This window comes from Krasilnikovia sp. M28-CT-15, assembly GCF_047159595.1.
In the GTDB taxonomy this organism is placed as follows: Bacteria; Actinomycetota; Actinomycetes; order Mycobacteriales; family Micromonosporaceae; genus Actinoplanes.
In genome coordinates, this window is sequence record NZ_BAAGAK010000001.1 from 2,369,087 (window position 1) to 2,392,139 (window position 23,053).

General features: G+C 72.0%; 13 protein-coding genes, 1 pseudogene and 1 riboswitch. Of the genes and pseudogenes, 11 read left to right on the plus strand and 3 right to left on the minus strand.

What is annotated here, in order from left to right:
• Positions 1-51: 51 nt before the first annotated feature.
• From ACMCNO_RS11275 to leuS, 3 genes are all read left to right on the plus strand, one after another.
• On the plus strand, positions 52-2,958 hold the full coding sequence (locus ACMCNO_RS11275; protein WP_412749354.1) for a M36 family metallopeptidase: 2,907 nt from the start codon (positions 52-54) through the stop codon (positions 2,956-2,958).
• A 237-nt stretch (positions 2,959-3,195) separates the two neighbouring features.
• Positions 3,196-6,105, plus strand: a complete 2,910-nt coding sequence (locus tag ACMCNO_RS11280; protein WP_412749355.1) for a M36 family metallopeptidase — start codon at positions 3,196-3,198, stop codon at positions 6,103-6,105.
• A gap of 231 nt (positions 6,106-6,336) precedes the next feature.
• Positions 6,337-9,156, plus strand: a complete 2,820-nt coding sequence (gene leuS, locus ACMCNO_RS11285; RefSeq protein ID WP_412749356.1) for a leucine--tRNA ligase — start codon at positions 6,337-6,339, stop codon at positions 9,154-9,156.
• A gap of 96 nt (positions 9,157-9,252) precedes the next feature.
• On the opposite strand, the gene ACMCNO_RS11290 is transcribed toward leuS, so the two are convergent.
• From ACMCNO_RS11290 to ACMCNO_RS11300, 3 genes are read right to left on the minus strand one after another with little or no spacing between them, the layout of a single operon-like run.
• Positions 9,253-10,029 carry a TVP38/TMEM64 family protein gene (locus tag ACMCNO_RS11290; RefSeq protein WP_412749357.1) on the minus strand — a complete coding sequence of 259 codons (777 nt, stop codon included), beginning with the start codon at positions 10,027-10,029 and terminating at the stop codon, positions 9,253-9,255.
• Positions 10,030-10,085: 56 nt separating this feature from the next.
• A complete protein-coding gene (locus ACMCNO_RS11295) occupies positions 10,086-10,799 on the minus strand; it encodes a type 1 glutamine amidotransferase (protein ID WP_412749358.1) in 714 nt (237 codons plus the stop codon).
• Entirely contained in the window at positions 10,789-12,009 is a 1,221-nt protein-coding gene (locus ACMCNO_RS11300) for a MurT ligase domain-containing protein (protein ID WP_412753672.1), read from the minus strand. The genes ACMCNO_RS11295 and ACMCNO_RS11300 overlap by 11 nt, the downstream gene beginning before the upstream one ends.
• A 500-nt stretch (positions 12,010-12,509) precedes the next feature.
• Positions 12,510-12,641, plus strand: a riboswitch (cyclic di-AMP (ydaO/yuaA leader).
• Between the two features lie 6 nt (positions 12,642-12,647).
• Here ACMCNO_RS11300 and ACMCNO_RS11305 point away from each other — a divergent pair.
• The 8 genes and pseudogenes from ACMCNO_RS11305 (at position 12,648) to mraY (ending at position 23,030) form a co-directional block, all read left to right on the plus strand.
• A complete protein-coding gene (locus ACMCNO_RS11305) occupies positions 12,648-13,460 on the plus strand; it encodes a C40 family peptidase (protein WP_412749359.1) in 813 nt (270 codons plus the stop codon).
• Positions 13,461-13,917: 457 nt separating this feature from the next.
• Entirely contained in the window at positions 13,918-14,349 is a 432-nt protein-coding gene (gene mraZ, locus ACMCNO_RS11310; RefSeq protein WP_412749360.1) for a division/cell wall cluster transcriptional repressor MraZ, read from the plus strand.
• Between the two features lie 208 nt (positions 14,350-14,557).
• On the plus strand, positions 14,558-15,628 hold the full coding sequence (gene rsmH / locus ACMCNO_RS11315; protein WP_412749361.1) for a 16S rRNA (cytosine(1402)-N(4))-methyltransferase RsmH: 1,071 nt from the start codon (positions 14,558-14,560) through the stop codon (positions 15,626-15,628).
• 8 nt (positions 15,629-15,636) lie between these two features.
• A pseudogene (locus tag ACMCNO_RS11320) lies at positions 15,637-16,281 on the plus strand (hypothetical protein); the annotation flags it as partial.
• Between the two features lie 256 nt (positions 16,282-16,537).
• Positions 16,538-18,988: a penicillin-binding transpeptidase domain-containing protein gene (locus ACMCNO_RS11325; protein ID WP_412749362.1), complete on the plus strand. Its 2,451-nt coding sequence runs from the start codon at positions 16,538-16,540 to the stop codon at positions 18,986-18,988.
• A 51-nt stretch (positions 18,989-19,039) separates the two neighbouring features.
• A complete protein-coding gene (locus ACMCNO_RS11330) occupies positions 19,040-20,560 on the plus strand; it encodes a UDP-N-acetylmuramoyl-L-alanyl-D-glutamate--2,6-diaminopimelate ligase (RefSeq protein WP_412749363.1) in 1,521 nt (506 codons plus the stop codon).
• Entirely contained in the window at positions 20,557-21,930 is a 1,374-nt protein-coding gene (locus ACMCNO_RS11335) for a UDP-N-acetylmuramoyl-tripeptide--D-alanyl-D-alanine ligase (RefSeq protein ID WP_412749364.1), read from the plus strand. The genes ACMCNO_RS11330 and ACMCNO_RS11335 overlap by 4 nt, the downstream gene beginning before the upstream one ends.
• On the plus strand, positions 21,927-23,030 hold the full coding sequence (gene mraY / locus ACMCNO_RS11340; RefSeq protein ID WP_412749365.1) for a phospho-N-acetylmuramoyl-pentapeptide-transferase: 1,104 nt from the start codon (positions 21,927-21,929) through the stop codon (positions 23,028-23,030). The genes ACMCNO_RS11335 and mraY overlap by 4 nt, the downstream gene beginning before the upstream one ends.
• The last annotated feature ends 23 nt before the right edge of the window (positions 23,031-23,053 follow it).

Consider the following 23,053-nt stretch of genomic DNA (forward strand, 5'->3'; position numbering starts at 1 on the left):
GTGATGCTCGGCGGGCGGTGCCACCTGAGCCCGGCCGAGAGGGGCCTTTGTATGAAACCGTTGTCAGCACCGTCGCTGAACCGGCGGTGGGGGGCAGCAGCCGCCGGCGTCGTCCTGCTCGCGGGGTTACTCCCCGCCCAGGCTGACGCCGCACCCAAACCCAGGAGCGCCGCGGGTTCCGCGGACAAGCCGGGCAACGGCGAGGCGCTCGCGAACTACGACTCGCGGGACTACCTGAACCCGCCCGCCGCCAAGCCCGCGGTCACCACGAAGGCCGCCGGGGTGGCCGCACAGCGGCTGGCCGCCGCGGCCAAGCCCGGCAGCCCGGCCCGCAAGCTGCGTCACAAGCTCGGCGTCCAGGGCATCGTCGACCTCGACCGGGCCACGGGTACGCCGCGCCGCGTCACCAAGCTCGACGACTTCCTGACCGCGCCCAGCCGCAAGAAGCCCGAAGCCGTCGCCCGCGCCTACGTGAAGGCGAACGCGGATGTCTTCGGCCTCAGCGCGGCGGCCGTCGACGGTCTCAAGCTGCGCCGGGACTACGTCGACATCGAGGGCACCCACCACCTCAGCTTCATCCAGAGCGTGGACGGCGTGCCGGTGTTCGGCAACGGCATCAAGGCACACGTCGCCAAGGACGGCCGCCTGGTCCAGGTCGACGGCTCCCCGCTGGCCGCGCTGCCCGGCGCCCCCGGTGCGGCCACGCTGACCGCCGAGAAGGCCCGCGCCACGGCGGTGGACAACGTGTTCGGCAAGTCGAACGCCACGGTCGTCACCCGCGGTTCCGGCGCCACGAAGGCCACCACGTTCTCGGACCAGGGCACCGCGAAGCTGGTCATGTTCCAGACCGCGGCCGGGCCCCGCCTGGCGTGGCAGACCGTCGCGCTGGACACCGGCTTCATCCACGTGATCGACGCCCAGGACGGCACGGTCCTGTTCCGGCAGAGCACGGTCGCCAAGGACAACGGCCTGGCATGGCCCAACTACCCGGGCGCGCCGTCGGGCGGCAGGCAGGTCAGCGTCGACCTGAGCAAGTGGCTGCCGAACAACTCGCCGAAGCTGGCCGGCAACATCGCGCACGTCTACACCGACGTCAACGACGACAACAAGGCCAACCCCAGCGAAGAGGTCAAGCCGGCCGCCAAGCGCAGCTGGGCGTACCCGTTCACGAACTTCACCGCGCAGGTCGGCGGCGGGTGCACCGCGGCGTTCCAGTGCTCCTGGGACCCGAAGGTGCCGTACTCGTGGCAGAAGAACCGCGGCCAGAACGCGGTGCAGATGTACTACTTCCTCGGCACCTGGCACGACCACCTCAACGCCGCGCCGATCGGCTTCACCCGCGCCGCGGGCAACTTCGAGGCGGTCGACGACGACGCCGTGCAGGGCCAGGCCCTCGACGGCGCCGACACCGCGAACGGCCTGCCGGACGCCGACCACGTCGACAACGCCAACATGAACACCCCGCCGGACGGCACCCCGCCGGTCATGCAGATGTACCTGTTCCCGGACCCGAAGGACGCGACGGACCCGTTCATCGCCAGCAACTCGGGCGACGAGGCCGACATCGTCTACCACGAGTACACCCACGGCCTGTCGAACCGCCTCGTGGTCGACGCGAACGGCGTCTCGACGCTGGGCACGGTGCAGGCGGGCTCCATGGGTGAGGCCTGGAGCGACTGGTACGCCACGGACTACCTGGTGGCCAAGGGCCTCGAGAAGGACACCGCCAAGGACGGCGACCTGCAGATCGGCAAGTACGTCGCCGGTGGCGGCCCGTTCCGCAGCGAGGCGCTGGACTGCTCGGTGGGCAGCACCTCGGCGGCCTGCCCCGGCACCGACGGTGCCGGTCCGGGCGGCTACACGTACGGCGACTTCGGCAAGGTTTCCGACGGGCCGGAGGTGCACGCCGACGGTGAGATCTGGGCCCAGACCCTGTGGGACCTGCGCAAGGCGATCGGCAGCAGCACCGCTCAGTCCCTGGTGACCCGCGCGATGGAGCTGTCGCCGTCCAACCCGTCCTTCCTGGACGAGCGCAACTCGATCCTGCAGGCCGACCTCGTGGTCAACGGCGGACGGCTGCAGAAGACGATCTGGAAGGTGTTCGCGCACCGTGGCATGGGCTTCTTCGCCGGTGCCGTGGACGGCGACGACGCCGCAGTGGTCGAGGACTTCTCGCTGCCGCCGGCGGCCAACACCCCGCGCGGCTCGGTGACCGGCAAGGTCACCGACACGGACACCGGTGCTGCGGTGGCCGGGGCGACCGTCGGGTTCGGCGGGCACACCTCGGGCTTCGCGAACGACTACGTGGCCACCTCGGCGGCCGACGGGTCGTACACGATCAGCGACATCCTGCCGGGCACCTACCCCAAGGTGTTCGCCAAGGGCGCCGGGTTCGACTCCGTGGTCAAGACGGTCTCCGTCGGCGCCCGGGTCAACGCGGTCGACTGGAAGCTGCGTCGCGACTGGGCCGCCACCGCCGGCGGCAGCAGCGTGGTCGACTTCACCGGCCCGGACTACACCGACTTCGGCTGTGGCCCGAAGCACCTGTTCGACCAGTCGTACGGCTCCGGCTGGGGCTCCGACGTGACGGGTCCGGACGGCTTCCACGTGGTGCTGAAGCTGCCGCGGGCGGTCGACATCGCCGAGCTGACCCTCGACGCGACCGCGACCTGCGGTGACGCCGGGAGCGCCTCGACCGGGAAGTTCCGGATCGAGACGTCGGCCGACGGCACGGCCTGGACCGTCGCCGCGACCGGGCAGTTCACCGCGGCCAACCGCGGCCTGGCCAACCAGGTGCCGCTGACCGCGGGCAAGACCGGGGTGCAGTTCCTGCGGTACACGATGCTCTCGACCCAGGCGCAGGACCTGGGCGTGTGCACCGACCCGGACGCGCCGTACAGCGGTTGCAAGTTCATGGACTCGACGGAGCTGGCCGTGTACGGCACCCCCTCCGCCTGATCCTCTGGAGACCACCGGCCCGTCCCGTGCTCACGGGGCGGGCCGGTGGCGTTCTCACGGAGGGTGAGAAGGTGGACACGAACGTCTCGACTCCATAAAGAAGCATGTAACTGTCTGGATCTTTGGCTCCCGGGCAATGATCATCACCGATCGACGGGCCACAAGACGTGGGGTGGAATCGGCGCGGGCACCAGGCTTGGCGAGGGTTCCATCTGAGCCCGGCCGAGAGGGGCCTTAATGAGACCGTTGTCAACACCGTCGCTGAACCGGCGGTGGTGGGCAGCAACCGCCGGTGTCGTCCTGCTCGCGGGGCTACTCCCCGCCCAGGCGTACGCCGCACCGAAGCCGAAGGGCGCTGTGGGCGCCCCGGGCGCGACCGGCGAGGAACTCGCCAACTACGACTCGCGCGAAGCACTGAACCTCAACCGTGCCAAGCCCGAGGCCACGACCAAGGCCGCGGGCGTCGCCGGGCAGCGCGTGGCTGCCGCGGCCAAGCCCGGCAGCCCGGTCCGCAAGCTGCGCGACCAGCTTGGTGTGCAGGGCATCGTCGACCTGGACAACGCCACGGGTACGCCGCGGCGGGTCGCCAAGCTCGACGGTTTCCTGACCGGCACCAGCCGGAAGAAGCCGGAGGCGGTCGCGCTCGACTACGTCAAGGCGCACGGCGACGTCTTCGGCCTCGGCGCCGCCGCGGTCGAGCAGTTGAAGCTGCGTAAGGACTACGTCGATGTCGCGGGCACCCACCACCTGAGCTTCATCCAGAGCGTGGACGGCGTGCCGGTGTTCGGTAACGGGCTCAAGGCGCACGTCGCGAAGGACGGCCGCCTGATCCAGGTCGACGGCTCCCCGCTGGCCGCGCTGCCCGGCGCCCCGGGCAAGGCCACGCTGACCGCGGAGAAGGCCCGGGCCGCCGCGGTCGGGAACGTCTTCGGCGACTCCCGCGCGACGGTCGTGGCACCCGGCGCGGGCGCGACCCAGGCCACCACGTTCTCGGACAAGGGTTCGGCGAAGCTGGTCATGTTCCAGACCGCGGCCGGTCCGCGCCTGGCATGGCAGGTCCTCACGATGGACTCCGGCTGGATCCACGTCGTCGACGCCCAGGACGGCACGATCCTGTTCCGGCAGAGCATCGTCGCCCACCGCGACAACGGCCTGGCCTGGCCCAACTACCCCGGCTCGAAGTTCGGCGGCAAGCAGGTCGGCGTCAACCTGAACAAGTGGCTGCCGAAGGACTCGCCGAAGCTGGCGGGCAACGTCGCGCACGTCTACGCGGACGTCAACGACGACAACAAGGCCAACCCGGACGAGGAGATCGCCCCGGCCGGCAAGAACAACTGGAAGTTCCCGTTCACGGACTTCAGCGCGCAGGCCGGCGGCAAATGCTCCGCGCAGTTCCAGTGCTCCTGGAACCCCGCCGTGCCGTACTCGTGGCAGAAGAACCGCAGCCAGGACGCGGTGCAGATGTACTACTTCATCGGCAAGTTCCACGACCACCTGGCCGGCGCGCCGATCGGCTTCGGTCGCACCGCGGGCAACTTCGAGGCGGTCGACGGCGACGCGGTGCAGGGCCAGTCCCACGACGGCGCCGACACGGCGAACGGCCTGCCCGACCAGGCCCACCTCAACAACGCCAACATGAGCACCCCGCCGGACGGCACCCCGCCGACCATGCAGATGTACCTGTACTCGGACCCGAACGACCCCAACGTGCCGTACATCGCCGCCAACTCCGGCGACGAGGCCGAGACGGTGTACCACGAGTACGCCCACGGCCTGTCCAACCGGCTCGTGGTCGACGCGGGCGGTGTCTCGACGCTGGGCGCGGTGCAGGCCGGTTCCATGGGTGAGGCCTGGAGCGACTGGTACGCGTTCGACCTGCTGGTCGGCGAGGGCCACATGAGCGACACCAGGGCCGAGGGCGACGTGATCGTCGGCAAGTACGTCGCCGCGGGCCTCAACCGGGTGCGCAGCGAGGGGCTGGACTGCAAGGTCGGCAGCACCTCGGCGGCCTGCCCCGGCACCGAGGGTGGCGGCCCGGGCGGCTACACGTACGGCGACTTCGGCAAGATCGAGGGGCGGCCGGAGGTGCACGCCGACGGCGAGATCTGGTCGCAGACCCTGTGGGACCTGCGGGACGCGATCGGCAGCGCCAAGGCCCGCTCGCTGGTGACCCGGGCGATGGAGCTGTCCCCGGCGAACCCGTCGTACCTCGACGAGCGCAACTCGATCCTGCAGGCGGACCTCGTGGTCAACCGTGGCCGCCTGCAGAGCAGGATCTGGCAGGTCTTCGCGCACCGCGGCATGGGCTACTTCGCCGGTGCCGTGGACGGCGACGACGCCGCAGTGGTCGAGGACTTCTCGATGCCGCCCGCGGCCAACACCCCGCGCGGCTCGGTGACCGGCAAGGCCACCGACGTCCAGACCGGCGCGGCCCTGGCCGGGGTGACGGTCGGCTTCGGTGGGCACACCTCCGGGTTCGCCGGCGACTACGTGGCCACCACGGCGGCTGACGGCTCGTACACGATCACCGACGTGCTGCCGGGCACCTACCCCAAGGTGTACGCCAAGGGTGCCGGGTACGACTCCGCGTTCAAGACGCTGTCCGTCGGCGCCCGGGCGAACGCGGTCGACTGGCCGCTGCGCCGTGACTGGGCGTCGACCAGTGGTGGCAGCAGCGTCGTGAGCGCCACCGGCCCGGACTACACCGAGTACGGCTGCGGCCCGAAGAACCTGTTCGACCTGTCGTACGGATCGGGCTGGGGTTCGGACGTGGTCAAGGACGGCTCCGGGCACGAGGTGGTGCTCAAGCTGCCCCGGGCGCTGGACATCGCGGATCTGACCCTCGACTCGTCCGCGACGTGCGGCGACGCCGGCAGCGCCTCGACCGGCAAGTTCCGGATCGAGACGTCGGCCGACGGCACGGCCTGGACCGTGGCGGCCGAGGGGCAGTTCACCGCGTCGAACCGGAACCAGGCCAACCAGGTGCCGCTGACCGCGGGCAAGACCGGGGTCCAGTTCCTGCGGTACACGATGCTCTCCACCCAGGCGCAGGACCTGGGCCAGTGCACCGACCCGGACGCGCCGTACAGCGGCTGCAAGTACATGGACTCGACGGAGCTGGCCGTGTACGGCGCCCCCTCCGCCTGATCCCGGCACCGGCCCGCCCCTCCCGCGAGGGGCGGGCCGGTGGCATACCGGTTACCCCGCCGTCACCGCACCCGGTACCATGCACACATGGCCCGGTCGTTTCTGCTCCTTAGCCGGCCGTGCTGACCCGTCGCTAGACGACAGCACGGCGCCCCCTCCTGCGTGAGGGGCTTTTTTGTGCCCTGAAGCAGGCCGACCCCGTCCACGACTTCCGCGAACGAGATGATGACGATGAGCGAGTCCGACACCACGGCGGACGTCCCGCCGTTCCGGTACACCGCGGCGCTGGCCGGGGAGATCGAAGAGCGCTGGCAGGCGTACTGGGCCGAGCACGGCACGTTCCACGCGCCCAACCCGGTGGGAGAGCTGGCGGACCCTGCGCACCCGCGGGCCGGGGCGCCGAAGCTGCACGTGCAGGACATGTTCCCGTACCCGTCGGGGGCCGGGCTGCACGTCGGGCACCCGCTGGGCTACATCGGCACCGACTGTTACACCCGCTACCAGCGGATGGCGGGATACAACGTGCTGCACCCGATGGGCTTCGACGCGTTCGGTCTGCCCGCCGAGCAGTACGCGGTGCAGACCGGCACCCACCCGCGCACCACCACCGAGGCCAACATCGAGCGGTACAAGGGGCAGCTGCGCCGGCTGGGGCTGGCGTACGACGAGCGCCGCAGCTTCTCGACCACGGACCCCGGGTACTACCGGTGGACCCAGTGGATCTTCCTGCAGATCTTCAACTCCTGGTACGACCCGGCCGCCCGCAAGGCCCGGCCGATCGACGACCTGATCGCCGAGTTCGCGGCGGGCACCCGGCCGACCCCGGACGGACGGCCGTGGGCCGAGCTGAGCGGTGTCGAGCGGCGCGAGGTCGTCAACGGCTTCCGGCTGGCGTACGTCAGTGAGGCACCGGTCAACTGGTGCCCCGGCCTGGGCACGGTGCTGGCCAACGAGGAGGTCACCCCGGACGGGCGCAGCGAGCGCGGCAACTACCCGGTCTTCCAGCGCAGCCTGAAGCAGTGGATGATGCGGATCACCGCGTACGGTGACCGCCTGGTCGAGGACCTGGACACGCTGGACTGGCCCGAGCCGGTCAAGCTGATGCAGCGCAACTGGATCGGCCGCTCCACGGGTGCCCACGTCGACTTCCCGCTGGAGGGCGACGGGGTCGTGACGGTGTTCACCACCCGGCCGGACACCCTGTTCGGCGCCACCTACATGGTGCTGGCGCCCGAGCACGAGCTGGTCGCGTCGATCGTGCCCGCCACGTGGCCGGAGGGCACCCATGCCGCGTGGACCGGCGGGCACGCCACCCCGGGAGAGGCCGTCGCCGCGTACCGGGCCGCGGCCGCCGCGAAGTCCGAGCAGGAGCGCACCGCCGACGCCAAGGTCAAGACCGGCGTGTTCACCGGCGGCTACGCGGTCAACCCGGTCAACGGCGCGCGCATCCCCGTGTTCATCGCCGACTACGTGCTGGCCGGCTACGGCACCGGCGCGATCATGGCGGTGCCCGGCCAGGACGAGCGCGACTGGGCGTTCGCCGAGGTCTTCGACCTGCCGATCATCCGTACGGTCGAGGCTCCCGAGGGCTTCGAGGGTGCGTACACCGGTGACGGGCCCGCGATCAACAGCGAGTTCCTGAACGGCCTGGGAATTCCGGAGGCCAAGGCCGCGATGATCGGCTGGCTGGAGGAGCACGGCCACGGCCGGGGTGCCACCACCTACCGGCTGCGCGACTGGCTGTTCAGCCGCCAGCGCTACTGGGGCGAGCCCTTCCCGATCGTGTACGACGAGACCGGCCTGCCGATCGCCCTGCCCGAGTCGATGCTGCCGGTCGAACTGCCCGATGTGGACGACTTCTCGCCGCGCACCTTCGACCCGGACGACGCGGCCAGCGAGCCGGAGACCCCGCTGTCGCGCGCCAAGGAGTGGGTCGAGGTCGAACTGGACCTGGGCGACGGGCCGAAGCGCTACACCCGCGAGACCAACACGATGCCCCAGTGGGCGGGCTCGTGCTGGTACGAGCTGCGCTACCTGGACCCGCACAACGAGAAGGTCTTCGTCGACCCGGAGAACGAGGCCTACTGGATGGGCCCGAAGAAGCCGGGCGACTGCGGCGGCGTCGACCTGTACGTCGGCGGCGTCGAGCACGCCGTGCTGCACCTGCTGTACGCCCGCTTCTGGCACAAGGTGCTGCACGACCTGGGCCACATCTCGTCGTTCGAGCCGTTCCGCAAGCTGTTCAACCAGGGCTACATCCAGGCGTACGCGTTCCGCGACGCGCGCGGCGTGATCGTGCCCGCCGAGGAGGTCGTCGAGCGCGACGGCACCTTCTACTACGAGGACCAAGAGGTCTTCCGCGAGTACGGCAAGATGGGCAAGTCGCTGAAGAACGTGGTCACTCCGGACGAGATGTGCGCCGCGTACGGCGCCGACACGTTCCGGGTGTACGAGATGGCGATGGGCCCGCTGGACGTCTCGCGGCCGTGGGAGACCCGGGCGGTGGTCGGCTCGCAGCGCTTCCTGCAGCGGGCGTGGCGCCTGGTCGTCGACGAGGAGACCGGCGCGGTCCGGGTCAGCGACGACCCACTGGACACCAAGACCCGGCGGCTGCTGCACCGGATCATCGACGGGGTCCGGGGTGATCTGGACGAGCTGCGGTTCAACACCGCGATCGCCAAGCTGATCGAGCTGACCAACGGGCTGACCCCGCTGCCGGTGGCGTCGCGGGAGGCGGTGGAGCCGCTGGTGCTGATGCTGTCCCCGTTCGCCCCGCACCTGGCCGAGGAGCTGTGGCGCAAGCTGGGCCACGACGGCAGCCTGGCGTACGCCGACTTCCCGCAGGCCGACCCGGCCCAGCTGGTGGCCGAGTCGATCACCTATCCGGTGCAGGTCAACGGCAAGGTCCGTGGCCGGGTCGAGGTCGCCCCGGACACCCCGGAGGCCGACGTACGGACAGCGGCGCTGGCCGCCGTCGCCGAGGCGGTGGCGGGCCGCGAGCCGAAGAAGGTCATCGTGGTGCCGGGCCGCCTGGTCAGCGTCGTGATCTGACCCGCAGGACGCAGACGGCCCGCCGCGACGTGCGCGGCGGGCCGTTGCGTATGTGCTCGTCAGGCCGGGCGTCTCACCGGCGGCGAGGCGGGGCGGTCAGGCCGGGGTGGCGCTTGCCGGGCCGGGGGCGGCGGCTGCGGCTGCGGCCTGGCGGCGGTTGGCCAGGCGCCAGCGGAGCACGATCACCCCGGTGAGGGCGAAACCGAGCACCGCGGGTACCAGCGTCAGCGCGTTCATCTTGCCGGGGGCCGTGACGGCCGCACCGAGCACCGCGTACGAGATCGTGGACGGGACCGCGGCCAGCGTCGTGCCGAGCAGGTAGCGCTTGCGGCACACCGACGTCGTGCCGTAGGCGTAGCCGACCAGGCCGTACGGAGCCAGCGGCAGGAAGCGAACCAGCAGCACCGCGGAGAGCCCGCGCCGGTTCAGCCAGCCGTCGAGCTGGGCCATCCGGCTGCCCGCCCGCGCGCCGAGGATCCCGCGTCCGGCCCAGCGGCCGAGGTAGTAGGTGGCGACCGCCGCGAGGACGGCCGCGGCGAGCGCGGTGACCGAGCCGGTCGCCGGGCCCAGCAGGGCGCCGCACGCCATGGTGATCGCGGTGCGGGGGACCAGGGCGGAGAGCAGGAAGCCGCCGAGGATCGCGATGGCGACCGCCGCGATCGGGCCGAGCGCCATGACGGAATGGGCGATCGCCTGCAACGGCAGCAGCGCGGCGGCGGCGGCGCAGGCCGCGACCGCGACCGCGAGGACAGCGAAGCGCACCACGCGGTGACGGCGGCTGGGGCTGGGCTCGGGGCGCGCCGCGAGGGTCGGCTGAGTGGCCTGAGGGTCCGCGGGATCGACGCCCCGCGGGGCGATCAGGATGTCAGTCATGCAGCGTGCCGCTCCAGTCTCGTTGCCGGTCGAGGACTAGGTGGTGCTGGTGCTGGTCAAGCGCCCGCCGCGGCGAGCCGTTCGCTCCGGAGCCGGTCGGCCCAGGTGTCATCCAGGGGCATGAGACTATCGGCGCCGATCGCCCATCTCAGGAGCAGATCGGCTACCGCTGGGTTGCGGGCCAACGCGGGGCCGTGGGCGTACGTGCCGAGGATCTTGCCGTGCCACGCGCCCTCGGTCTGCCCGTCGTTGCCGATCCCGGCGGTGACCCGGGCCAGTGGGGCGACCCCGGGCCCGAGGTGGGTACGGCCGCCGTGGTTCTCGAAGCCGGTCAACGGCGGCAGGCCCAGCCGCGGGTCGATGTCCCCGCGGACCTCGCCGACGGCGCGGGTGTCGCCGCGGTCCGAGGTGATGTCGAGCAGCCCGAGCCCGGCGCACCGGGCGCCCTTCGCGAAGAAGGACTCGCCGAACAGCTGGTAACCGGCGCAGACGGCGAGCACCGCGGCGCCCTGGCCGACCGCGCGGTGCAGCCCGCCGTCCGCGATGAGCCGTTGCGCCGCGAGGGCCTGCGGGCCGTCCTCGCCGCCGCCGATGAGATAGATGTCCGCGCTGGCGGGCATGGGCTGGTCCGAGCGGACCTCGTAGGTCTCGACCCCGATGCCGCGCAGGGCGGCGCGCCGGGCCAGGATCAGCAGGTTGCCCCGGTCACCGTACGTCGACAGCAGGTCGGGGTAGATCCACACGATCCGCAGCGTGCTCTCAGTCGACACGGTCCAACTCCGCTCGCACATCCTGGAACGCGGTGTAGTTCGCGATCACTTCGAGGCGGCCGGGCGGGGTCGCGCGGATCGCCTCGTCAAACGTCTTAACGTGGCGGAACGCCACGTCGTTCACCTCGAGCCGCACCGCGAGGTCGTACGCGCGGTCGCCGGTGATCAGCACGGGCCGTCCGCGCAGCGGGGAGAAGTCCACGTCATACAACCACGACGTGTCGAGGCCGTCGGGGTCGCGGGCGTTGACGGCCAGCAGGGTGGGCGCGTCCTGCGCCATGTCGAACGCCTCCAGCCAGCTGGCCGGGTTCTTGGCCAGCAGCAGCCGTACGGTGCGTCCATCCCGCTCCACCTGGGCGTACCGTCCGGCGACGGAGGTGACCGAGGCGAGCCGGGGGGCCGCCTCGATCGGCCGTACCCCGAACGCGGCGGCCACGGCCAGCGCGGTGGCCGCGTTGCCCAGGTTGACGTGGCCGGGCAGTTGCAGCTTGACCAGGTGCCAGTCGCCGTGGGGGTCCACCACGCCGTCGTCCTCGACGTGCCACTGCGCCTGGGGGCGGCGCAGCCCGCAGCCGGTGCAGAACCAGTCGCCCCCCTCGCGGTGGATCGCGGAGCCGCACTCGGGGCAGACCCAGGAGTCGTCGTGCCAGCGCTGCCCGGCGCTGAACCAGGTGACGTGGGGGGAGCCGATCGCGGCCCAGACGACCATGGGGTCGTCGGCGTTGGCGACCACGTGGGTGTCCGGGTGGGCGGCGAGGGTGGTGCGCCACAGCTGCGCCATCATCGCCACCTCCTTGGCCCGGTCCAGCTGGTCGCGGGAGAGGTTCAGCAGGGCGACCACCCGGGGTGAGGTCGCCTCGATGACCTTGGGCAGATAGTGCTCGTCGACCTCCAGCACCGCGAACGGCGTGGCGCCGGCCTTGGCGAGGGCGGAGGTGTGCCCGGTCGGCATGTTGGCGCCGAACGAGTTGGTCGCGACCGGCCCGAGCACCCCGAGCGCCGCTGCGGCGAGACGGGTGGTGGTGGTCTTGCCGTTGGTGCCGGACACGAGCGCGATGGCCCGCCCCGCGGCGAGGTGGGCCAGCAGGTCAGGATCGATTTTGAGGCCGATCCAGCCGCCGATCACCGATCCGTCGCCGCGTCCCGCAGCCCGCGACAGCGCTGCCGCGGTGCGCGAGACCGAACTCGCGACCTTGGCCCGCAGGGGCATCTTCCCGTCTGTCACGGCAGCGAGGGTACCGGAACCGGACACTACGTCGAGTGGTCGGACGGCCTGTCCGTACCGTGACGGACCTCGGTCCTTCGGCCGACCCGCCGGTCGCCCGGCCGGCGTCCGGGATATGCTATTTGGGAGATACGTACGCCGATCGGCCGAGTCCACATAGGTGCATGATCGACCGTGGTGGGGATATTTGTGTGTCGTGATTCACCCGTAACCATCGCCTGCGGGTAAGCGGGGGACCACGGAGCGTGGCGGCATTTGTCGCGCCGTGGCCACAAACCGGACATGCCCCAAAGTGCCAATATCTTTTGTTAACGATCTTGATCCAGCGTTGAACTTCGAATTCAGGTACGAAGGATCTCTGGCGGTGAGCGATCGCTCGCCGCTCGTGTCGATCTGGGTCACGCCGAGCCCTGCCCCGGCCCGGGCGACACGACCACGCACCGCACGACCAACACGAGGCAACAGGGGGCAGGGACGGGGGACCCACTACCGGTCCGCTCAGTACACCCGCCGGTTCGGCGGATGTGCTGGACCTCGGGGTGAAGCCGCCTTGGCGGCCGGGCAACCTTCCCGCCCGAACCCGACAGCTAACCTCGCAGGCGTGCCGGAGGGAATTCTCTACCGTGCACGAACGTCGTTCGAGCCGGAGCCGCCGCACGTCCGTCGGCACCGGCACCCTCGCACTGTCCCTGGGTCTCTGTCTCTGCGCCGGCCAGCTCGTGGCCACGCCAGCGGTAGCGGCCACCGCCACCGGAGTCACCGACGGGGCGGCTCAGACAGTGGTGACGCCCAGGCTCACCGAGAGGGTCAACAAGCGCACGATCAAGTGGGGCCAGGCCGTCTCCGTGACGGCGCGGGTGCTCGACCCCCGTACCGGCAGGGCCGTGACTACGGGCTCGGTTCGCCTGCAGGCCAAGCGCAACGGCAAGTGGAAGACCCTGGCGATCCATCGCCTGAACTCCCAGGGGTCCTCTACGTTCCGCACCACTCCGACCACGACCAGCTGGTTCCGCACCCAGTTCACGGGCGCGGGCAGCTACCGCAGCACCACCACCCGGGCCGTCAAGATCAACGTGACCGCCAGCGGCGCGAAGATCCTCTCCGAGGCCAAGCGGCACCGCGGCGCGCTATACAAGTTCGGCGCCTCGGGTCCCAGGCGCTTCGACTGCTCGGGCTACACCCAGTACGTGTTCCGCAAGGCGGCGGGCAAGAAGCTGCCGCACCGGGCCAACGACCAGCAGCGGTACGGCAAGAAGATCAGCCAGTCGAAGAAGCAGGCTGGCGACCTGATCGTCTTCCGGTCCGGTTCGCACGGTTACCACGCGGCCATCTACGCCGGCGGCGGGTACATGTGGGACTCCCCGCACTCCGGCGCCCGGGTGGGCAAGCACAAGATCTGGAGCAAGAACTACGTCGTGCGGCGCATCTCCGTATGACGTAGCGGTGCCGTCGGCACCACGACATCAGTGGGGCGTGACCCGGTTCGGGTCACGCCCCACTGTCGTGTTCAGCCCTCCACTTTCCTCCCCGAGTGGCGCAAGTGGGCGTTTCGCACCCTCCGAAGGGTCTGATTCGAGGGGATTTCGTGCCCGACTGGGCCGCATGTCGGAAACTTGATCCAGCCGATCGGCTGTTCCGCCCTCCACCACACGTCCATGGCTCTGACGTGCGGATTCGTCTGCGAACCGGGCTCGCGAAACGCGGCATTCCGGTTGCGGGTGGAGGGAAGTGGAGTAAGGTGGAGCGCAGTGGCAGGGCCGAGGAGGGACCGGCCCCAGGTGGACATGACACCCCCGGGTGAATTGACACCGGGCGGGACGAATCCCCGGAGGGCTTGCCGGCCCGAGCGAAACGGCGGACCGCGAACCGCCTGGGGGCAGGGGGTAAGGGCCGATGTTCCTCGGCACGCACACCCCGCGCCTCGACGACAAGGGCCGGCTGATCCTCCCGGCCAAGTTCCGGGACGAGCTGGCGGGAGGTGTCGTGATCACCAAGGGGCAGGAGCGCTGTCTCTACGTCTTCCCGATGCCCGAATTCCAGCGGATCGCGGGGCAACTGCGCGAGCAGCCGGTGACACACAAGGCCGCCCGGGCGTACAGCCGGGTGTTCTTCGCCAGCGCGCACGACGAGGTTCCCGACAAACAGGGGCGGGTCACCATCCCCGCCCACCTGCGGGAGTATGCGGGGCTTGCCCGCGAGCTCGTCGTGATCGGGGCGAGCACCCGGGTGGAGATCTGGGACAAGCAGTCCTGGGAGCAGTACCTCTCGGCGAGTGAGGACGAATTCGCCGACAGCGAGGAGGGGGTGCTGCCCGGCGGACTGTAGGGCGCCACCGGGTGCGGGCCGTACAGGCTCGGACGTCGCTGCCGCCGTACTGCGAGATCTCCAGCCGCTCCCGCTCCTGGCGCCTCTTCCCCGGCGCCAGGCGCGTGTCCGGGGTCGGGCGCGCCCAACGTCAGGGCACGAGCGGATGGGGATCTGGCGGTACGGAAGACGACCGGGCGACCGGGTGGACGTGGGAAAGAGCAGGGCAATGGGGGTCGACATGGGGGAGCTTCGGGGCACGCACGTGCCCGTGCTGCTCGAGCGGTGCCTCGAGTTGCTCGCCCCCGCCCTCGATCGTCCACAGGCCACCCACGTCGACTTCACGCTGGGCCTGGGCGGGCACGCCGAGGCGGTGCTCGAGCGGTTTCCGCAGGCGGTCCTCATCGGACTGGACCGCGACCCGGAGGCGCTCGCGCATGCCCGGCACCGGCTGGCCCGCTTCGCCGACCGTACGCATCTGATCCACGCCGTGTACGACGAGCTGCCGGGCGTGCTGGCGGACCTCGATCTGCCGGTGTTCCACAGTGGGCTGTTCGACCTGGGCGTCTCCTCGCTCCAGCTCGACGAGCCCGACCGCGGGTTCGCCTACGCCCGGGACGCTCCGCTGGACATGCGGATGGACCAGAGCAGCGGCATCACGGCCGAGGAGGTCGTGAACGGGTACCAGCCCGGCGAGCTGGTCCGGATCCTGCGGGAGTACGGCGAGGAGAAGTTCGCCTCGCGAATCGTCTCGGCGATCGTCCGGGAGCGGGGCAAGGACCGGATCACCTCGTCGGCACGCCTCGCCGAGCTCGTCCGGGACGCCATCCCGGCCGCCGCGCGGCGTACAGGGGGCAACCCCGCGAAGAGAACGTTTCAAGCGCTACGGATCGAGGTAAACGGCGAACTCGTCGCGCTGGAGGCGGCCGTACCGGCCGCATTGGACTTGCTGGCGCCCAAGGGGCGCCTGGTGGTGATGTCGTATCAGTCGTTGGAGGACCGGATCGTCAAACGCGCCATCGCCGCGCGGACACGCAGCACCGGGCCGATCGACCTGCCGGTCGAACTGCCGGGAACGGGACCGACGCTGCGGTCGCTGACCCGCGGGTCGGAGCCGCCGAGCGAGGCGGAGGTGGCGGAGAACCCCCGCGCCGCATCGGTGAAGTTGCGCGCGGTGGAACGGATCGACGAGCAGAGCCAGGCATCGGGTGCCGCCCGCGAACGGCCCCGGATGTCGGCAACGCACGGGGGGCTGGGCCGGTTGCGCCCGCGCAGACAGCAGGAGGGGGAGGGAACATGAGCGAGCGCATGACGCCGCGGTCGGGGGGCCGGACCGCGGGGCGCATCGGGACGCAGCGCACCGGCGCTGATCGTCGTACGCCCGCGACCGCGTTCGACGGCGCCCGCGGCGGTCGCGGTGCCCGGGGGGAGCGCCGCCAGCCGGCGCCCGGCTCGACCCGCGGCGCGGCCGGGGGCCCGACCCGGGACACGGCGCAGGCCGCCCGGGGCAAGGGCGTGCGCGGCACGGTGCCGACCCAGGGCACGGCCGCGCTCAAGCTCGACGGCGCGCAGCCGGTACGGGCCACCGAGGTCGCGGCCGCGCCGCGGCTGCGGGTGGCCCCGCCGGCGCCGATCCGCGCGCCGCGCGCGCCGTTCGCGGTCGTGGTCATCGCGCTGGTGGTCGCCGGTGTGCTCGGCATCCTGCTGATCAACACCAAGACGAACGAGAACACGTTCCGGATCAGCCGCCTGCAGGACCAGCAGGCGCGGATGGACGCACACCAGCAGCAGCTGGAGAACCAGATCGCGGGATACGAGAGCACCGGCAACCTGGACGCCGCGGCCCGCCGGCTCGGGCTGGTCAAGGCGGACACGCCCGCGTACATCCGGCTTCCCGACGGCAAGATCATCGGGGTGCCGAAGCCGGGCAACGGCGCGCCCGCGGTCACCGCCCAGGATCCGGGCAAGGCGGACCCCGCCGGCAGCAAGGCGCGGACCGGCACGTCCACCGGGGGCACCCGCCAGGGTGGCAGCACGGGCCCGGCCGGCGTGCCGCAGGGCAACGCGGGGACCGTGCCGCAGGGCACCGCGGGGGCCGTGCCGCAGGGTGACGCGGGGGCCGCGGCGGTGCCGCAGGGCGACGCGGCGGGCACCGGCGTGCCGCGGGGTGGCGGGACGAACATCGCGCCGGGCGCCGGGCGGTAGCCGGATGCCACCACGTGCCGACGAACCGCCGCGCCGGGGTCCACAGCCCCGGCGCGGCGCTTCTCGTGAGCAGCCGGCGGGCGGCCACGAGACCGATCCCGGGTTCACCGGCATCGGCGACGCCCGCGCCTACACGCCCCGGGGACGTACGGTCCGCGAGAGCGACCAGCGCACCCGCAGCCCCCGCTCCGGGCGCACGACGGATCCGTTCCGCCCCGCGCTGCAGGTGCTCGACGACGGCCAGCCGGCCCCGCGCCGGCGCGGCGACGACGGTGCGGCCCGGCGGCAGCCGCGCGATCGGGGCGACGACGGTGCCGCCGGTCGCGAGCGCGATCGCGACGACGGTGGTGCCGCGCGCCGTCAGCGCGAAGGGGGCCGTCAGCGCGGAGGAGACGACGGTGGTGCCGCCCGCCGGCAGCGCGATCGCGGCGACGAGCGTCCCGTCCGGCGGCAGCCGCGCGACCGCGCCGCCGAACCAGCCGAGCCCGCCCCACGCTCCACCAACGGCCGCGCCGCGAAGACCCGCAGCACGGCGGGCGGGGAGCGGCAGCGGGCGACGGCCCGGCGTACCGGAGGCAACGACCGGGAGCGCGCCGTCGCGCCCGCGCCGCGACGGACCGCGCGCGGGCGGCCCGCCAACGCCGCGCGGTACGCGCCCAAGCGTCCGGTGGCCCTCGCGCCGCCCGCGCCGCCGAAGCTGGCCAACAGCACCCGGCGGCTGCGCCTGGGCACCGTGCTGGCCCTGGCCCTGTTCGTGACCATCGGCGTGCGGCTGGTCACCATGCAGGTCATGGAGTCGCCCGCCGACGCCCGCAAACTGCTCGAGCAGCGCAACAACCGGCTGGCCGAGGTCGTGCTGCCCGCGCCGCGCGGCAGCATCCTGGACCGCTCCGGCGCGGTGCTGGCGCACAGCGTCGAGGCGCGCTACATCTACGCCGACCCGATGCTGGTCAAGAACCCCGCGGACGCCGCCGCCCGGCTCTCGCCGCTGCTCGGCATCGCCCCGTCGAAGCTGATGCAGCTCATGGCGCGCAAGAAGAGCCCGTTCGGTGGCCAGTCGCGCTTCCAGTACCTGGCCCGCGGCGTGGACATCGCGGTCGCGGACCGGATCGACGCCATGAAGCTGCCCGGCATCAACTCCGACCGTGACGAGCGGCGCGACCTGCCCGGTGCCGACCTGGCCGCGAACCTCATCGGCTTCACCGGCGAGGACCACACCGGCCTGGAAGGACTCGAGGCCCGCTACGACGAGCTGCTGCGCGGCACCGACGGCGAGCGGGTCTTCGAACGCGGTAACCCGCGGGTGGACGCCGGGCAGCTGGCCAAGGAGATCCCGGGCGGCTACCACCGCGAGACCGCGGCGCAGCCCGGCACTTCGCTGCAGCTGACCATCGACCGTGACCTGCAGTTCGAGGTGCAGCGCTTCCTCAGCGACGACATGCGGCGGGTCAACGCCACCATCGGCGCCGCCGTGGTGCTCGACGTGCGTACCGGTGAGGTGCTGGCCCAGGCGAGTTATCCGTCGTACAACGCGGCGAAGCCGTTCGACGCCAAGCCCGCCGACCGCGACGACGTGGCCAGCAGCGTGGTGGCCGACCCCGGTTCCACGCACAAGGTGTTCACCCTGGGGGCGGCGCTGCAGGAGGGTGCCATCACCCCGGACTCGGCCATCACGGTCGGGCCCGCCCTGATGCGCGGCGGGGCCCGCTTCCCGGACACCCATCCGCAGGCGCGGGGCACGAAACTGACCGTGCCGGGGGTGCTGGCGTACTCGTCGAACGTCGGCACGATCCTCATCGCCGACCGGATCGGCAAGCAGAAGTTGTACGAGTACCAGCAGAAGTTCGGTCTCGGCCAGGCCACCGGAGAGGGCACCCCCGGCGAGGCCACCGGGCGGCTGCTGGCCCCCGACCAGTGGAGCGGCTCCGCCTCCGGCTCCGTACCGATCGGCATGAGCGTCGATGCCACGCTCGTCCAGATGGTCGCCGGGTACGCGGCGATCGCCAACGACGGCCTGTACGTGCAGCCGCACCTCATCAAGGACACCATCTCCGGCACGACCGGCGCGGTCACCCCGGCCGCGGCGCCGCAGACCCGCCGGGTGCTCAGCCCGGAGAACGCCCGCGCGCTGCGCACGATGATGGAGGCCGTGGTGGACGTCAAAGGTGCCACCGGCACCCGGGCGGCGGTCGACGGCTATCGGGTGGCGGGCAAGACCGGCACCGGCAAGATGCTGGTCGACGGGCGCTACACCAGCCACAACGCCGGGTCCTTCATCGGCATGGCGCCCGCGGACAAGCCCCGGTTCGTCATCGGGGTCTTCGCCGACGTGCCCAACGGCACCGGTGGCGAGGTGGCCGCCCCGGCGTTCCAGAAGATGATGTCGTTCGCGCTGGCCCACTACCGGGTGCCGCCGTCGGGTTCGAAGGCACCGAAGTTCAAGATCTATCCGTAGTGGCTGTGGCGTTGGTGGCGAGGTGCCGGGCACGGGGTAGGGTCTGACGCCGTGTCCGGCATTCCCCGCCCCCAGGGCTTACCCCCGTACCGGCTGGCCGATCTTGCCGCGGCGCTGCCCGCGACGCTGACCGGCGCGGACACGGCCGTGACCGGGGTGACACACGCCAGTGGCGAGGTGCGCCCCGGCGATCTCTACGCCGCGCTTCCGGGCGCCCGCCGGCACGGCGCCGAGTTCGTCGCCGCGGCCGCCGCAGCCGGGGCGGTGGCGGTGCTGACCGATCCCGCGGGGCGGGCCGCCGCGGTCGCTGCCGGCCTGCCGGTGCTGGTCACCGATGATCCCCGCGCGGTGCTCGGCGCCGCCGCGTCCGCGATCTACGGCGAGCCCACCGCCGCGCTGACCGTGATCGGGATCACCGGCACCGCGGGCAAGACCTCGACGGCGTATCTGGTGGAGTCGGGCTTGCGCGCCGCCGGGTTCGGCACCGCACTGATCGGCACGGTGGAGACCCGCCTCGGCGACCTCGTGATCGACAGCGAACGCACCACCCCGGAGGCCACCGACCTGCACGCGCTGCTGGCCGTGGCGGTGCAGCGGGGGCTCTCGGCCGTGGTGATGGAGGTGTCCAGCCACGCGCTGAGCCTCGGCCGGGTCGGCGGGGTCCGCTTCGCGGTCGGCGGGTACACCAACTTCGGGCAGGACCACCTGGACTTCCACGCCGACTCCGCCGACTACTTCGCCGCGAAGGCGAAACTGTTCGACGGCCGGTGCCGGGCCGAGGTGCTCAACCTCGACGACCCGGCCCTGGCGCCGCTGTTCAAGCCCGCCACGATCAGCTACTCGGCGGCGGGGGACCCCGCCGCCACCTGGTACGCCACGGACGTGCGCGAGTCGGCGTTCGGGCAGGAATGCACCGTGCACGGCCCGGGCCGTGACATCCCGGGCGGGGTGGCGCTGCCCGGCCGGCACAACATCGCGAACGCCCTGCTGGCCATCGCCGCGCTGACCGCGGTCGGTGTCGAGCCCGCCGTGGCCGCCCGCGGGGTCGCCGCCTGCCCCGGGGTGCCGGGCCGCCTGGAACGGGTCGAGGCCCCCGGCGACCTGCTCGGCGTCGTCGACTACGCGCACAAGCCGGACGCCATCGTCGCCGCGCTGGCCGCCCTGCGCGAGCTGGCCACCGCCCGGGGCGGGCGGCTGGTCGCCGTGCTCGGCGCGGGCGGCGACCGTGACCGCGGCAAGCGGCCCCTGATGGGCGCCGCGGCGGCCCGTGGCGCGGACATTCTCGTGGTCACCGACGACAACCCGCGTACCGAGGACCCGGCCGCGGTGCGCGCGGCCGTCCGGCAGGGCGCGGAGCAGGCCGGCACCCACGCGAAGATCCTTGAGGTGCCAGGCCGTCGCGCCGCGATCGACGAGGCGGTACGGTACGCCGGCCCGGGCGACGTCGTCGCCGTGCTGGGCAAGGGACACGAGCGAGGCCAGGAGGTGGGCGGCGAGGTGCTGCCGTTCGACGACCGGATCGAGCTCGCCGCCGCGCTGACCGCGCGCGCGGACGCGGGCGGCGCCCCGTGATCGCCATGACCCTCGACGAGATCGCGGCCGTGACGGGCGGGCGCGTGGTCGGCGAGCCCGGGGTGCGCGTCACCGGCCCGGTCGAGTTCGACTCCCGCAAACTCGCCCCGGGTGGGCTGTTCGTGGCGTTCGACGGGGAGAAGGTGGACGGCCACGAGTTCGCCGGGACCGCCATGGCGGCGGGCGCGGCCGGGGTGCTGGGCACCCGGCAGACCGAGGCGCCCGGGGTCGTGGTGACCGACCAGCTCGTGGCGCTGGCCCGGCTCGCCCGCGTGGTGGTGGACCGCCTCGACGGGCTGACCGTGGTGGGGCTCACCGGTTCGTCCGGCAAGACCACGACCAAGGACTTCATCGGGCAGCTGCTGGCCCGGCTCGGGCCCACCGTGGCTCCGCCCGGGTCGCTGAACAACGAGCTGGGGCACCCGTACACGGTGTTGAAGGCGGGCCCGGACACCCGCTTCCTGGTGCTGGAGATGGGCGCCCGGGGGGTCGGCCACATCCGGCACCTGGCGCAGATCGCGCCGCCGCGGATCGGCGTGGTGCTCAACATCGGCGCCGCGCACCTCGGCGAGTTCGGTTCGGTGCAGGGCACGGCCGCGGCCAAGGGTGAACTGGTCGAGGCGCTGCCCGCCGACGGGGTCGCGGTGCTCAACGCGGACGACCCGCTGGTGGCCGCGATGGCGGGCCGCACCCGGGCCCGGATCGTGCGGTTCGGCGAGGCGGCGCAGGCGGAGGTGCGGGCGGTCGGCGTGACGCTGGACGCGCGCGGGCGGGCCTCGTACACCCTGGTTTCGGACGGAAAGCAGGCCCCGGTGCGGCTCGCGGTCACGGGCCGCCACCAGGTCGGCAACACCCTGGCCGCCGCCGCGGTCGCGCTGACCGCGGGGATGCCGCTGGAGCAGGTCGCGGAGGCGCTCGGCGAGGTCGGCATCGCGTCGGTGCGGCGGATGGACGTCTTCGACCGGCCCGACGGCGTGACGGTCATCGACGACTCTTACAACGCCAACCCGTCGTCCACTGAGGCCGCGCTGCGCGCGCTCGCGGCGCTGGGCGCGGGGCGGCGCACGGTTGCCGTGCTGGGCTACATGGCCGAGCTGGGCGAGTACGAGCGCTCCGGGCACGAGCAGGTCGGGCGGCTGGCCGCCGAGCTGGGCGTGGACCGGCTGATCGCGGTGGCCGAGGCCGCCCCGATCCTGGCCGGGGCCGCCACGGTCGGCTCCTGGACCGGCCAGGGGTTGCACGCCGCCGACCAGGCGGCCGCCATTGCGGAGCTCGACCTGCGCCCCGGCGATGTGGTGCTGGTCAAGGGTTCCCGATATCGCACGTGGGAGGTCGCGGACAGCCTGCGGCCCGAGGGGGTACGCCCGTGAGGGCAGTCATCGTCGCGGCCGCGGTCGCCTTCATCATCTCGCTGTTCGGCACCCCGGTCGCGATCCGGGTGTTCACCGCGCTCAAGGCGGGCCAGCCGATCCGGTCCCTGGGGCCGGCCACGCACCAGGGCAAGAAGGGCACGCCGACGATGGGCGGCGTGGCCTTCATCGTGGCCACGGTGCTGGCGTACGTGGCCGGGCACGTCGCGCTGACCACCCTGCCCAAGCAGCAGATCGCACAGGTCGCGCCGTCCATGACCGCGCTGGTGCTGCTGGGCCTGTTCGTGTTCTGCGGCGCGGTCGGCTTCCTCGACGACTTCCTCAAGGTGCGCAGGCGGCACTCCGGCGGGCTCAGCGCCAAGGGCAAGCTCCTGGGCCAGCTCCTGGTCGGCGCGGGCTTCGGCATCGCCGCCCTGTACGTGCCCAGCACCAACGGGCAGACCGTGGCCAGCGAGCACATCTCGTTCATCCGCGACATCAGTTTCCTGGACGTCGGCAAGGTCGGCTCGGTGCTGATCTTCGTCTTCGTGATCATGTCGATGTCGAACGGCGTTAACCTCACCGACGGCCTCGACGGCCTGGCCACCGGCGCGACGATCCTGGTGCTCGGGGCGTACACCCTGATCGGGTTCTGGCAGTACCGGCACTGGTGCGGCGACACGACGTACGTGAAGGGCGCGGCGTACTGCTACGAGGTGCGCGACCCGCTGGAGATCGCGATGATCGCCGCCGCGGCGGCCGGGGCGTGCGTGGGCTTCCTGTGGTGGAACACCTCACCGGCGCGGATCTTCATGGGTGACACGGGCGCGCTCGGCCTGGGCGGGCTCGTCGGCGGGCTGGCCATGGCGACCCGCACGACCCTGCTGTCGATCATCATCGGCGGCCTGTTCGTGATCATCACGATGTCCGTGGTCATCCAGATCATCTCGTTCAAGACGACCGGCAAGCGGGTGTTCCGCATGTCGCCGCTGCAGCACCACTTCGAGCTGGCGGGCTGGAGCGAGGTCAACATCGTGGTGCGGTTCTGGATCGTCGCGGGCATCTGCGTGGCCATCGGCCTCGGCCTCTTCTACAGCGACTTCCTCGCGGTCATGGGATAGCTCTCACAATTCCCGGCGACACG